Raw genomic sequence first — 12,911 nt, forward strand, 5'->3', positions numbered from 1 at the left:
GTGTAGTTTCGAAGGTCCACGGCCTCCGGGGGGAACGGTGGGGAAACGGTGGGAAAGAGCGAGCGGGGGATGAGGAAAGCGATGTCGAGAGTGCCAGGGTGGCTGGGACGGCTGGGCGCGGGCCTGAGCCGCATGGGTGAGCGCCTCGACGAGCGCCGGGCCGAGGCGGAGCGTGGGGACCCGCTCGACCCGTCGTACGAGGACCCGCAGGAGCGGCGCCCGGCCGACGCGGCCCCCGCTGCCGGGGGCGTGAACGGAACCGGTACCGGAGTCGCGGCCGGTACCGGAGCGGTCGCCGTCGCCGTGCCCGCCCGCCCCGACGTGGACCCGGACACCGCCCCACCCCTCCCGGAGTCGGCCGCCGGCCCGGCCGGCGAGCCCGGCCGCTCCGTCCCCGCACCCCCCTCGTACGCACCGGCCGTCGCCGCCCGGCCCGACCCCGCCGCCGCGATCCCGTGGGGCATGCGGGTGGCCGCCGAGGCGAGTTGGCGCCTGCTCGTCTTCGCCGGCACCGTCTGGGTGCTGATGAAGGTGATCAGCTCCGTCCAGCTGGTCGTCCTCGCGTTCGTCGCCGCGCTCCTCATCACCGCCCTGCTCCAGCCCACCGTGGCCATGCTGCGCAGGAGGGGCCTGCCGCGCGGGCTCGCCACCGCCGTCACCGCCGTCTCCGGCTTCGTCGTGATGGGTCTGGTCGGCTGGTTCGTGGTCTGGCAGGTGATGGACAACATCGACAACCTGACCGATCGCGTCAAGGACGGCATCGAGGAGCTCAAGCGCTGGGCCCTCGACAGCCCGTTCCATGTGACCGAGCGCCAGATCAACGACATCGCGAAGAACCTCAGCGACACCATCGGCGCCAACGCCGAGCAGATCACCTCCGTCGGACTGCAGGGCGTCGCCGTCTTCGTCGAGGCGATGACCGGCATCCTGCTCGCCATGTTCTCGACGCTCTTCCTGCTGTACGACGGGAAGAAGGTCTGGGAGTGGACGCTCAAGCTGGTCCCCGCCCAGGCCCGGCCCGGCGTCGCGGGCGCGGGCCCGCGCGCCTGGCGCACCCTCACCGCCTACGTGCGGGGCACGGTGCTCGTCGCCCTGATCGACGCCGTCTTCATCGGCCTCGGCCTCTGGTTCCTCGACGTGCCGATGGCCGTGCCGCTCGCCGTCTTCATCTTCCTCTTCGCCTTCATCCCGCTCGTCGGCGCGGTCGTCTCCGGCGCCCTCGCGGTCGTCGTCGCCCTCGTGACCAACGGGCCGTTCACCGCGCTCATGGTGCTGGTCGTCGTCCTCGCCGTACAGCAGATCGAGGGCCATGTGCTCCAGCCCTTCATCCTCGGACGCGCGGTGCGGGTCCATCCGCTGGCCGTCGTCCTCGCGGTCGCGGCCGGCGGCCTGACCGCCGGCATCGGCGGCGCCGTGGTAGCGGTCCCCCTGGTCGCCGTCGTCAACACGGTGGTCGGGTACCTTCGCGCGTACAGCACGGAGCAGGCGCTGCGCAGCGCGCCGGAACCTCGTGGGGCGACCGCCTACGAGGTCGCGCCGACCCCGGCCCCCGGCACGCTCGCGGCCAAGGGGGAGACCACGTGATATCGGAACCGGAGCTCGACGGGGACACGCCGTACGAGACCACCGAGGTACTGACGGAGGAGCAGGCCCCGCGCCCGCCCAGGCCCCGCCGCCCCTGGCTGTGGGCGCTCGGCGGCGCGGTGGTGGCGTCGGCGGTGTGGGGCGGCGGACTCTACGCGGTCCAGCGGGACGAGGAACCGGGGCCGGACATGCGGGGGTACAAGGCCGTGAAGGACCTCTGTGAGACGGCCAGGCTGGGGGCGCTGAGCACCATTCTGGGCAAGCGGTCCTCGGACGCCTCGACGGAGCTGGCCGACGACTCGGCGTTGGAGACGCAGCACTGCCCGGTGATGTTCGGGGCGCCCGAGACCGGATACAGCGGGGGCGTCGAGTACACGCGGCACCTGGTGACCGACCCGGGGCCCGAGTTCGACGCCCGGGCCAAGCGCTTCGACATGGAGCCGTACCAAGGGCTGGGGGAGAAGGCCTACCTGCAGGTCGACGGCGAGTTCGGGGCGCAGCTCCTGGTGCTCGACGGGCAGGTGGAGATCGAGATCAACTTCAGCACGATGTCCAGCTGGGACCAGGACACCGGTGAGGTCGTCCGGGGCACCAAGCCGATCGACCTCTCCGGGATCGAGATCCCGCTCGCCCAGGACATGCTGGCCCTCATGGCCGCGCTCAAGAAGTGACGAAAGGGCCCCGGGGCGCGAAGCCCCGGGGCCCTTCTCGTACCGTGACGCCTTACTCGGCGGAGGCGAGGACCGCTTCCGCGTCGAGGGTGACGCCGACCGCCTGGATCACCGCGGCGATCTTGACGGCCTCCTGGATCGTGGCGCGGTCGACACCGGCCTGGCGCAGGACCTGCTCGTGCGAGTCGAGGCACTGGCCGCAGCCGTTGATCGCGGACACCGCCAGCGACCACAGCTCGAAGTCGACCTTCTCGACGCCCGGGTTGCCGATGACGTTCATCCGCAGACCGGCGCGCATCGTCCCGTACTCGGGGTCCGACAGCAGGTGCCGGGTCCGGTAGAAGACGTTGTTCATCGCCATGATCGCGGCGGCGGACTTGGCCGCCTGGTACGCCTCGGGCTTCAGGTTGGCCTGGGCCTCGGGCTCCAGCTCCTTGAGGACCTTCGGCGAGCGCGAGGCGATCGCGCAGGCGAGGACGGTGCCCCAGAGCTGCTGCTGGGGCAGCTCGCTGTTGCCGATGACCGAACCGAGGTTCAGCTTCAGGTCCTTGGCGAAGTCCGGTATGGCGGACTTCAGTTCGTCGAGAGCCATGTCAGATCACTCGCCCGACAGGAGCGCGGCGGCGTCGAGGGTGCCCTCGCCCTTGTTCCAGTTGCAGGGGCACAGCTCGTCGGTCTGCAGGGCGTCGAGGACCCGCAGGACCTCCTTGGGGTTACGGCCGACGGAGCCGGCGGTCACCATGGTGAACTGGATCTCGTTGTTCGGGTCCACGATGAAGACGGCACGCTGGGCGAAGCCGTCCTCGCCGCGCACGCCGCAGTCGCTCATGAGCTCGTGCTTGGAGTCGGCCAGCATCGGGAAGGGCAGGTCACGCAGGTCGGCGTGGTCCTTGCGCCAGGCGTGGTGCACGAACTCGGAGTCGCCGGAGACGCCGAGGATCTGGGCGTCGCGGTCCGCGAACTCCTCGTTCAGCTTGCCGAACGCGGCGATCTCGGTGGGGCAGACGAAGGTGAAGTCCTTCGGCCAGAAGAACACCACGCGCCACTTGCCCTCGTAGGCCTTGTGGTCGATCTGCTCGAACTCCTTGCCGCTCTCCAGCGACACGCAGGCGGTCAGGTCGTAGGTGGGGAACTTGTCACCGACAGTGAGCACGCGCTCTCCTTGCAAACAGGAAGGGTCCCTTTTGAGGTCTTCCGTGGGGGTTGGACGGCTCACAGCATGGCACGGAGTGCATTGATCAGTGAAATAGCTAGAGTGGGTCGTGTTGATCGAAGGTGGTTATCAGTGATCCCGGCACGACGTGTGAAACAGCCCAGCCTGTCCCAGCTCAGAGCCTTCGCGGCGGTGGCAGAACATCTGCACTTCCGCGATGCGGCGGCCGCCATCGGCATGAGCCAGCCCGCGCTCTCGGGCGCAGTTTCGGCACTCGAAGAGGCACTCGGTGTCCAGCTCCTCGAGCGTACGACGAGAAAGGTGCTGCTCTCGCCCGCGGGGGAGCGGCTCGCGGTCCGTGCCCGTGCGGTCCTCGACGCGGTGGCGGAGCTGATGGAGGAGGCGGAGGCGGCCCAGGCTCCGTTCACCGGGGTGCTGCGGCTCGGGGTGATCCCGACGGTCGCCCCGTATCTGCTGCCGACGGTGCTGCGACTCGTCCACCGGCGCTACCCGGACCTCGACCTCCAGGTCCACGAGGAGCAGACCTCCTCCCTCCTGGAGGGGCTCGCCGCAGGGCGGCTCGACCTGCTGCTGCTCGCCGTGCCGCTCGGCGTACCCGGGGTCACCGAACTGCCCCTCTTCGACGAGGACTTCGTCCTGGTCACCCCGCAGGGGCATCCGCTGGCCGGCCGGGACGACATTCCGCGCGAGGCCCTCAAGGAGCTGCGGCTGCTCCTCCTCGACGAGGGACACTGCCTGCGCGACCAGGCCCTCGACATCTGCCGCGAGGCCGGGCGCACGGACGGCGCCGAGGTCACCACCACCGCGGCGGGGCTCTCCACCCTGGTGCAGCTGGTGGCCGGCGGTCTCGGGGTGACCCTGCTGCCGCGTACCGCCGTCACGGTCGAGACCGCCCGGAACAACGCCCTGTGGACCGGGCTCTTCACCGAACCGGCCCCCGCCCGGCGGATCGCCCTCGCGATGCGGACGGGCACGGCCCGGCACGCCGAATTCGAGGAACTGGCGGCGGAGTTGCGGGGCGCCATGCGGGGCCTTCCGGTGCGGGTGCTCGACGGGGGCCCCTGAGACCCGCCGGTACGGGCAGCGGGAGCCGGCTCCCGGCACCCGCCGGTACGAGTGAGGGGCGGCGGCTCCTGAGACCCCCCGGTGTCAGGAACCGCCGCCCCCCTCCTCGTACATCCGCCCGGAGGGTTACTCCGTGCGCAGCCCGTCCGCCCGCATCAGGCGCCAGAGGACGGGCATGCTCAGCAGCGTCACGGCCGCGATCAGGCCGAGACCGATCCCGACGACGGGCAGGAAGACCCACCAGTCCTGGACCTGTTGTCCGCCCATCTTCAGCAGGACGACCCCGAGGCCGGTCCCGCCCGCGACGGCGAGGACCAGACCGAGGACGATCGGCACCGCCGTCTGCCACAGCACCGACCAGCTCAGGGTGGAGCGCCGGGTGCCGAAGGCGACCAGCGACGAGAGCAGCCGCTTGCGGTCCCTGAGCTGCTCCAGGGTCGCGACCAGGAGCGAGGCGGCCACCAGCAGCATCGTCAGCGTGGAGCCGACCAGGATGCCGGTGCGGACGCTGCTGAACGCGGCGTCCCGCTGGGTGTCCGCGAGCGTACGGACCCAGGACGTGGGAGAGATGGCCTCCGCCGTGTTCCGCACGAGGTCGGCGGCGTCCGGCACGGCCGGGTCGAGCCGGACCATGGCCTGTGCGTCGGGATCGTCGAGCCGGGTGGTGTCGATCGCCGACGGGGTGGCGAGGACGCCGTACTGGTACCTGCCCGTCGGGTCGGGGCGGGAGTCCACGACCCGGGCGCCGGCGGGGATGCGCCACTGCGGCACCGGGTCGGCGCGCTTCGGCTCGCTCGGGTGCGGATGCGGGTCGCGCAGGGCGACCGTGACGCCGGGCCGTGCCGCCCTGGTGACGAAGGAGTCGTCCGGGTTGCCCTGCGCGCCGTGCGCGAGGAAGACGAACACGTCGCCATCCGTGCAGGAGGGCAGCGTGGCGAACTCCGCGAGAGAGGCGCAGTCGCCGACCCTGAGCGAGGTCATCGGGGCGAACTCCTCGCCTCCCTTCAGGGGGCCGGGACGCCACGCATGCGATTCGACGATGCCGGTGACGCCGGTGACGCCCTTGGTCCGTTCGAAGCGGGCGATCATCCCGCGGGCCTCTTCGGCGGTCCTGGCGTCGACGCCGACGGCGATCTGGGCGCGGGACACGTCCTGGCCCGTGAACTCGGTGAAGTCGTTCTCCATCGCCTGGAAGAGCATCTGGAGCGCGATCGCGCCCGTCGCCGCGACGACGATGCCGCTGACCGCGCGGGCAGCCGTGCCGCTGCTCAGCTGGAGCCGCCGGACGGCGAGCTGCCAGGCCACCGGGCCGGCGTGCAGCCGCTTCACCCCGGCCTCGACGAGCCACGGCAGCAGCGTGGTCAGACCGATCAGGGCGAGGGTGGTGCCGGTCGCCACGCCCACGGTGTCGATGCTCGTCTCGGTCACCTGGACCTCGCCCATGAGCGGGACGAGCAGGGCCGCCCCCGCCGCGAGGAGCAGCAGGCGCCACCACAGCCGCCGGCGGCGGGGGGTGGAGGTCCGGACGACCCCGAGCGGCTCGATCACCACGCCGCGCAGCGCGAAGAGGGTGACCACGACCGCGGAGACCGGGACGGTGAGGAGGGTGAGCACGGCGAGTGCGGGCATCGGCACGACGTCGGACGGGTAGGCGTTGACGTCCCAGATGGTGAACGCCCCGGCGAACTGCCGGGCCACCGCGAAGAGTCCGAGCCCGACCAGCAGTCCGAGCAAGGCGCCCGCGAGGGACTCGCCGGCCGCGATCCGCCGGGTCATGGCGGTGTCGGCGCCGACGAGGCGGAGCGCCGCGAGACGCCGGTCGCGCTGTTCGCCGCCGAAGCGGACGGCGGTGGCGATGAAGACGAGCACGGGCAGGAGCAGGACGACACAGGCGACGACGACGAGGAGGATCAGGAACGCGTTCATCGGTTCCTCGGGCACCGACCAGCCGTAGCGCACGCCGCGCCCGTCGAAGTTGTCGGTGGTGAGGAAGCCGACGTGGGCCACGTACCGCAGGTCGGCGGGGCCGATGAGTCCGTCCGGCCCGATCGTTCCGGCGACCTCGTAGGGGAGTCGCTCCCTGAGGAGGGCCCCGTCGGGGGAGTCGAGCAGGTCCCGGAGCGCGGGGGAGACCAGCATCTGGCCGCGGGCGGGGAACGCCGCCGCGCCCGGCGGGACGGCCGGTCTGTCCCCCTCCGGCGTGAGCAGCAGGCCGCTGATGACGTCGTCCCGGTAGACGGTGGTCCTTCCGAGGTGGAGGAAGGAGTCGGCCCGTGGCGCGTTGACCTGCTCGCTGCTGTCGACGGCGCGGACGGACTCGCGTACCTCCCGCTGGAAGAGCATGTTCGGCAGGGAGGAGGAGAGCAGCAGCAGGGCCACGCCGAAGCCGACACCGGTCGCGGTGAGCAGGGTGCGGAGGAGGCCCGACCGGCCTCCGGTGACCGCGAACCGGGCGCCGAGCGCCAGGTCGCGGGTCCAGGTGCGGAGCGTCATGCCACCCACTCCGCGTCGCGTACGGCTCCGTCGCGTACGACGACCTCGCGGTCCGAGTAGGCGGCGACGCGGGCCTCGTGGGTGACGAGGACGACGGCGGCACCGGTGTCCCGGGAGGCGTCGGTGAGCAGCTGCATGACCCGCTCGCCGTTGAGGGAGTCGAGTGCGCCGGTCGGCTCGTCGGCGAAGATCACCCGCGGGGCGGTGACGAGCGCGCGGGCGACGGCGACGCGCTGGCCCTGGCCGCCGGATATCTCGCCGGGGCGCTTGTGCGCGGTGTCGTCGACCTCCAGACGGGCCATCCACTCGGCGGCCCTGGCCTCGGCGGCCTTCCGCTTCTCGCCGTTGAGGCGGAGCGGGAGTGCCACGTTCTCGACGCAGGTCAGCTCGGGGACGAGCTGGCCGAACTGGAAGACGAAGCCGAAGTCGGTACGGCGCATGGCGCTGCGCGCGGTGTCGGACAGCGCGGTGAGTTCGCGTCCGTCGTAGGTGATCGTGCCCGCGTCGGGGCGCACGATGCCGGCCAGGCAGTGCAGCAGGGTCGACTTGCCGGAGCCGGAGGGGCCCATGATGGCGACGACCTCGCCGGCCCGGAGCGCGAAGGAGGCGCGGGCGAGGGCCGTGGTCGGGCCGTAGGCCTTGTCGAGGCCGGTGGCCGTCAGGAGCGGGGTGGAGTTCATCGGCGGATCTCCTCGGCGAGCCGGTCGAGGCGGGCGGCGGTCAGTTCCAGCCAGCGGAGGTCCGCTTCCAGGTGGAAGAGGGCGTGGTCGCAGATGAGCTGGTCGGCGAGGTCGCCGTCCTTCTTGCGGCGGGTGAGCTCACGCATCAGGCGCAGGTGCTCGGCGCGCTGGGTGTCGAGGAGCTCGGCGGCGCCGCGGCCGGTCAGCAGGGCCAGGACGACCTTGGTGTAGAGCGTGGACTGGAGGTACGGCTCGGGCTTCTCGGGGGTGGTGAGCCACTGGGCGACATCGGTGATGCCCGCCTCGGTGATGGCGTACCGCTTCCGTTCCGGGCCGCCGCCCGCCTCGATGCCGTCGACGACGACGAGGCCGTTCTTCAGGAGCCGGGACATGGTCGAGTAGACCTGGCCGTAGTGCAGCGGCCGGTCGTGGCCGAACTTCTCGTCGAAGGTGCGCTTGAGGTCGTAACCGTGGCGCGGGCCGGACTCCAGGAGTCCCAGGAGGGTGTGACCGATGGACATGGCGGTCACTGTACACGGTGTGTATACCTGCGGTGTATAGCGCTCGCGGCGTGGGGCGGGGAGGCCCGGTCACAAAGCGGAGGGGCTCCCTCACGCAACCATCGGCCCCGTCCGAGCGTCGGTTCCTCTGGGTATGGGTGCTGATTCTCACGTCCGGAAAAGGCGTGATCGGTTGTCTTTTGTCTGCATCGTCGGTGTTAGCTGGCTAGCTGAGCCGATCCGGCGCGGGGACACGGGCCGAGGCACGCCGGGACACACGACGAGCGGAGCGACACGAGACATGGGCCGACCGGACAAGAGCAAGGTGAAGAAACGCGGCCTGCGCCGCTTCTTCTCCTGGAAGAAGCTCCTGGGCACCTTCTTCGTGGCCTGCCTGCTCGCCATGGGCGCCCTGTACGTCGTCTACCTCCTGGTCCCGGTGCCGACGGCCAACGCCGAGGCGATGATGCAGAGCAACATCTACAAGTACGCCGACGGCAAGGTCCTCGCCCGTACCGGCCGGATCAACCGCGAGATCGTCGGCCTCGACAAGATCCCCCTGAAGGTCCAGAAGGCGTTCGTCGCCGCGGAGAACAAGACCTTCTACAAGGACAACGGCGTCGACATCAAGGGCACCACCCGCGCCGCCTGGTCCACCATCACCGGCAAGGGCAAGCAGGGTGGTTCGACCATCACCCAGCAGTACGTCAAGAACTACTACCTGAGCCAGGACCAGACCGCGACGCGCAAGCTCAAGGAAATGGTCATCGCCGTCAAGGTCGACCAGCAGTCGACCAAGAGCGAGATCCTCGCCGGGTACATGAACACCAGCTACTACGGCCGCAGCGCCTACGGCATACAGGCCGCCGCCCGCTCGTACTACGGCGTCGACGCCACCCAGCTCACCACCGCCCAGGGCGCCTACCTCGCCTCGCTGCTCCAGGCGCCCAACCAGTACGACTGGACCTCCGCGAGCACCACCGGACGCAAGCTCGTCGAGGAGCGATGGAACTACGTCCTCGACAACATGGTCGGCGAGGGCTGGCTCCCCGAGTCCGAGCGCGCCGCCATGAAGTTCCCCGTCCCGCGGAAGCCCAAGCCCCTCCCCGGCATGGAGGGCCAGACCGGCTACATCGTCGAGGCCGCCAACCAGGAGCTGATGCGCCAGGGCGTCAGCGAGGAGGACATCAAGGCCGGCGGCTGGACGATCACCCTGTCCATCGACGAGAAGCGGCAGAAGGACCTCGTCAAGGCCGTCGACCGGCAGCTGGAGGCCAAGCTCGACCGCAAGGGCGACAAGAAGGACGCCACCGTCCAGGCGGGCGCCACCTCCGTCGACCCGAAGACCGGCGAGGTCGTCGCGATGTACGGCGGCGTCGGCGCCACCGAGCACTGGACGTCCAACGCGACCCGCCGCGACTACCAGCCCGCCTCCACCTTCAAGCCGATCGTCCTCGCCTCCGCACTCGACAACCGCTCGGTCACCCAGGACGGGCGGGAGATCGGCCTCGGCACGACCTACGACGGCACCAGCAAGCACAAGGTCGTCGGCAGCGACATCCCCTTCGCGCCGGAGAACGAGGACAACCGGAGCTACGGCCCCGTCAGCGTCCAGAAGGCCACCAACAGCTCCATCAACTCCGTCTACGCCCAGATGATCGTGGACGTCGGCCCCGCCAGGACCAAGAAGACCGCCCTCGCCCTCGGCATGAAGGACGGCGCGGACTTCGGCGAGACCCCCGCCATGTCCCTCGGCACCATGGGCGCCTCCACGATGGACATGGCCGGCGTCTACGCCACGCTCGACAACCACGGCAAGAAGGTCACCCCGACCCTCGTGAAGGCCGCCGTGCACAAGGACCGCACGCTCTCCCCCGCCAAGGGGATCGGCGGACAGGTCATCAGCCGCGAGGCCGCCGACACCGTCACCCAGGCCATGACGGGCGTCGTGCAGAACGGCTCCGGCTTCCGCGCCGCGGGCGAGTACGAGGCCGCCGGCAAGACCGGCACCTCCGAGAACAACCGGTCCGCCTGGTTCGTGGGCTACACCCCCGAACTCGTCACCGCCGTCGGACTCTTCGGCGAGGACGCCAAGGGCAACCAGGTCACCCTCACCGACACGATCAACGCGGGCCGCGCCAACGGTGGCCGCACGCCCGCCCAGATCTGGGGCGACTACACCACAGGCGCCCTCGACGGCGGCTCCGACGCCTCCTTCGACCTGGAGACCGACGGCTCGACCGGCTTCGACCCGGACCCGACGCCCACCGGCAGCACCGAGCCGACGCAGGAGCCGACGACCGAGGAGCCGACCGAGGAGCCGACCACGCGGTCCCCGGACCCGACGCCCCCGCCGACCACCACGGCCACCACGCCGCCGGAGCCGACGCACGACCCGGTCACCACGCCGCCGGAGCCCACGACCGAGCCGCCGGTCACCGAGGAGCCGTCACCGCCGCCGTCGATCGAGCCGCCGAACCCGGACACCAGCCAGGGCAGCACCGACCGCCCGCTGCAGTAGCGAGCGGCCGCCGCGGTGGCCACACGAAAGGGCCGGACCCCCACGGGGCCCGGCCCTTCTCGTTGCGTCCACGACCTCGCCGTGTTCACGACCTCGCAGCGCCTACGACTGACTCGGCGTCGCCAGCTCGAACCAGACCACCTTGCCGCCCGAAAGCCGGGTCGCCCCCCACCGCCGCGCCAGCCGGTTCACCAGGAACAGGCCGCGCCCGCCCTCGTCGGTGTCGCGCGCCCGCCGCTGCCGGGGCAGCTGCGGCGAGTCGTCGCCGACCTCGCAGCGCAGCACGTCCGTCCGCAGCAGCCGCAGCGTCACCGGCCGTTCCGCGTACCGCACGGCGTTGGTCACGACCTCGCTGATCAACAGCTCGACCGAGTCCGTCAGCTCCTCCAGGTCCCAGCGGGCGAGCGCCCGCCGGGCGAGCCGCCGGGCCCGGCCCGGGGCCGCGTCCTCCGGGTCCAGGAACCAGTACGCCACGTCGCTCGGCGCGATGCCGTCGAACCGCGCCGCGAGCAGCGCGATGTCGTCGTCCCGGTCACCGGGACCCAGCATGTCCAACACGTCGTCGCAGAGCGCCTCCAGGGGCGGCGAGTGGTCCGGCCCGGTCAGCTGCGCCGTCGCCGCGAGGCGCTCCCGCAGCTGCTCGATTCCGGTCCACACGTCCCGGAGCCGGGACTCGACCAGACCGTCCGTGTAGAGCAGCAGCGTGGCTCCGGCCGGGGCGTCCAGCTCGACCGCCTCGAAGTCCACCCCGCCGACACCGATCGGGGCACCCGGGGGCACCCGCAGCACCTCGGCGCGGCCGCCCAGGTGGAGGAGTATCGGCGGCGGATGGCCGGCGTTGGCCACGGTGATCCGGTGCGAGACCGGGTCGTACACCGCGTACATGCAGGTCGCCATCCGGTTCTCGCCGAGCCGCTGCGCCTGCTCGTCCAGATGGTGCAGGACCTCCTGCGGCGGCAGGTCGAGCCCGGCCAGGGTCTGCGTGGTCGTGCGCAGCTGGCCCATGATCGCGGCCGAGGTCATGGAGTGGCCCATGACGTCACCGACGACCAGCGCGACCCGGCTGCCGGGCAGCGGGATCGCGTCGTACCAGTCGCCGCCCACCCGCGCCGTCTCGGCCGCCGGCAGATAGCGCGAGGCCAGCTTGACGCCGGTCGGCTGCGGCAGCGAGTCCGGCAGCATCGTCCGCTGGAGCTCGTCCGCGATGTACGCCTCACGGCCGTACAGCACGGCCTTGTCGATGCCGAGCGCGGTGTGCGTGGCCAGCTGCGCCGCGACGAGCAGGTCGTTCGGCTCGAAGCCGGCCCGCTCGGGGCGACGCAGGAACACGGCGGCGCCGATCACCCGGCGCCGGCCGCGCAGGGGCGCGAGGACGGCCCGCAGCCCGCCGGGCAGCGGATGCTCGGGGCCGAGGAGTTCGGTCAGCGCGGTCTTGGCGGCGGCGGAGTCGCCGAACACCGGCCGCACCCCGCGCAGGACCTCGGCCAGCGCCCCACCGGACCGCACCTCGCAGAGTTCGGCCGCGGGGGTCGGATCCGGATCGGGTACGAGGACGAGCTCCTCGCCCTCCAGATCGCTTAACCGCAGCCGGTCCGTGCGGCGCAGCCGCAACACGAACGGCGCGACCGGCCGCTCGTCGCCCACCGGCAGCGGGTCGCGGAGGTAGACCAGGATCTCGTCGGAGAAGGTCGGCACGGTCGCCCGGCACAGACCGAGCACGATCTCGTCCAGGTCGATGCCGCGGGCGATGCGTCGCGTCGCCGCCCCGACGAACCGCAGCTTCTCGCCCTCGCGCCGCGCGACGGTGTCCCCGCCGCGGCCGCCGCCCTGGAGCTGCGCCGACACGGCGACGGCCATGGTTCCGGGGCCGCCGGGGGCCGTGGGCGGCGGAGGCGTGGGCGCGTCGGCGCCCGGGGTCGCGGCGGCCGCCGGGCCCGCCGGCCCGCCCGGCTGTGCGGGCACGTCGGAGGGCAGGCCGGCTGCTGCCTCCTGGCGAGGGCGCGCGCGTTCCTGCGACCGGGCAGCCAGGGGCTGCCGGCCTTCGTGGGAGGTGGGATGCTCCGTCACGCGTGGGATTCCGTCCGTCCGGGCCGGTGGTGCGATGCACTCGCTCTTCTCGCCGATGCCGCGCCTTCGGCGGGGCTAAACCCCTTGTGTGCGGTGGATGTGAAGGCTCCGCGAGCGGCGGCACCAGCGGGGGTCGGAACACCCGGGCAGACGTCC

10 protein-coding genes are annotated in these 12,911 nt (G+C 71.7%); 4 read left to right on the top strand and 6 right to left on the bottom strand.

What is annotated here, in order from left to right; all coding sequences use genetic code 11:
• Window positions 1–81 precede the first annotated feature (81 nt).
• Both E0F75_RS10765 and E0F75_RS10770 read left to right on the top strand, forming a co-directional pair.
• Complete coding sequence (locus E0F75_RS10765) at window positions 82–1,584, top strand: AI-2E family transporter (RefSeq protein WP_187622293.1); 1,503 nt, start codon at window positions 82–84, stop codon at window positions 1,582–1,584.
• Window positions 1,581–2,255, top strand: a complete 675-nt coding sequence (locus tag E0F75_RS10770; protein WP_187622294.1) for a hypothetical protein — start codon at window positions 1,581–1,583, stop codon at window positions 2,253–2,255. Before E0F75_RS10765 ends, E0F75_RS10770 begins: the two co-directional genes overlap by 4 nt.
• A 52-nt stretch (window positions 2,256–2,307) precedes the next feature.
• Here E0F75_RS10770 and E0F75_RS10775 read toward each other — a convergent pair whose 3' ends face one another.
• Both E0F75_RS10775 and E0F75_RS10780 read right to left on the bottom strand, forming a co-directional pair.
• A complete protein-coding gene (locus E0F75_RS10775; RefSeq protein ID WP_015035886.1) occupies window positions 2,308–2,847 on the bottom strand; it encodes an alkyl hydroperoxide reductase in 540 nt (179 codons plus the stop codon).
• Between the two features lie 6 nt (window positions 2,848–2,853).
• Window positions 2,854–3,408 (bottom strand): peroxiredoxin, encoded by a 555-nt coding sequence (locus tag E0F75_RS10780; protein WP_187622295.1) that lies wholly within the window; start codon window positions 3,406–3,408, stop codon window positions 2,854–2,856.
• A gap of 132 nt (window positions 3,409–3,540) precedes the next feature.
• Here E0F75_RS10780 and E0F75_RS10785 point away from each other — a divergent pair, with 132 nt between their 5' ends.
• Window positions 3,541–4,494, top strand: a complete 954-nt coding sequence (locus tag E0F75_RS10785; RefSeq protein WP_187622296.1) for a hydrogen peroxide-inducible genes activator — start codon at window positions 3,541–3,543, stop codon at window positions 4,492–4,494.
• A 126-nt stretch (window positions 4,495–4,620) separates the two neighbouring features.
• Here the strand turns inward: E0F75_RS10785 and E0F75_RS10790 are convergent, their stop codons facing one another.
• The 3 genes from E0F75_RS10790 to E0F75_RS10800 are packed head-to-tail and all read right to left on the bottom strand — an operon-like array spanning window position 4,621 to window position 8,188.
• On the bottom strand, window positions 4,621–6,987 hold the full coding sequence (locus E0F75_RS10790; protein ID WP_187622297.1) for an ABC transporter permease: 2,367 nt from the start codon (window positions 6,985–6,987) through the stop codon (window positions 4,621–4,623).
• Window positions 6,984–7,667 carry an ABC transporter ATP-binding protein gene (locus E0F75_RS10795; protein WP_187622298.1) on the bottom strand — a complete coding sequence of 228 codons (684 nt, stop codon included), beginning with the start codon at window positions 7,665–7,667 and terminating at the stop codon, window positions 6,984–6,986. Before E0F75_RS10795 ends, E0F75_RS10790 begins: the two co-directional genes overlap by 4 nt.
• Window positions 7,664–8,188, bottom strand: a complete 525-nt coding sequence (locus tag E0F75_RS10800; protein ID WP_187622299.1) for a PadR family transcriptional regulator — start codon at window positions 8,186–8,188, stop codon at window positions 7,664–7,666. Before E0F75_RS10800 ends, E0F75_RS10795 begins: the two co-directional genes overlap by 4 nt.
• A gap of 280 nt (window positions 8,189–8,468) precedes the next feature.
• Here E0F75_RS10800 and E0F75_RS10805 point away from each other — a divergent pair, with 280 nt between their 5' ends.
• Window positions 8,469–10,688 carry a transglycosylase domain-containing protein gene (locus E0F75_RS10805; protein ID WP_187622300.1) on the top strand — a complete coding sequence of 740 codons (2,220 nt, stop codon included), beginning with the start codon at window positions 8,469–8,471 and terminating at the stop codon, window positions 10,686–10,688.
• A gap of 102 nt (window positions 10,689–10,790) precedes the next feature.
• On the opposite strand, the gene E0F75_RS10810 is transcribed toward E0F75_RS10805, so the two are convergent.
• A complete protein-coding gene (locus tag E0F75_RS10810; protein ID WP_187622301.1) occupies window positions 10,791–12,755 on the bottom strand; it encodes an ATP-binding SpoIIE family protein phosphatase in 1,965 nt (654 codons plus the stop codon).
• Window positions 12,756–12,911: the final 156 nt, after the last annotated feature.

The sequence above is a fragment of the Streptomyces sp. CB02980 genome, from assembly GCF_014451325.2.
Lineage (GTDB): Bacteria > Actinomycetota > Actinomycetes > Streptomycetales > Streptomycetaceae > Streptomyces.

Excerpts from the sequence above, each read along its gene's own strand:
- E0F75_RS10765 (WP_187622293.1), top strand. The coding sequence starts at position 82 with ATGTCGAGAGTGCCAGGGTGGCTGGGACGGCTGGGCGCGGGCCTGAGC.
- E0F75_RS10775 (WP_015035886.1), bottom strand. The coding sequence starts at position 2,847 with ATGGCTCTCGACGAACTGAAGTCCGCCATACCGGACTTCGCCAAGGAC.
- E0F75_RS10790 (WP_187622297.1), bottom strand. The coding sequence starts at position 6,987 with ATGACGCTCCGCACCTGGACCCGCGACCTGGCGCTCGGCGCCCGGTTC.
- E0F75_RS10795 (WP_187622298.1), bottom strand. The coding sequence starts at position 7,667 with ATGAACTCCACCCCGCTCCTGACGGCCACCGGCCTCGACAAGGCCTAC.
- E0F75_RS10800 (WP_187622299.1), bottom strand. The coding sequence starts at position 8,188 with ATGTCCATCGGTCACACCCTCCTGGGACTCCTGGAGTCCGGCCCGCGC.
- E0F75_RS10805 (WP_187622300.1), top strand. The coding sequence starts at position 8,469 with ATGGGCCGACCGGACAAGAGCAAGGTGAAGAAACGCGGCCTGCGCCGC.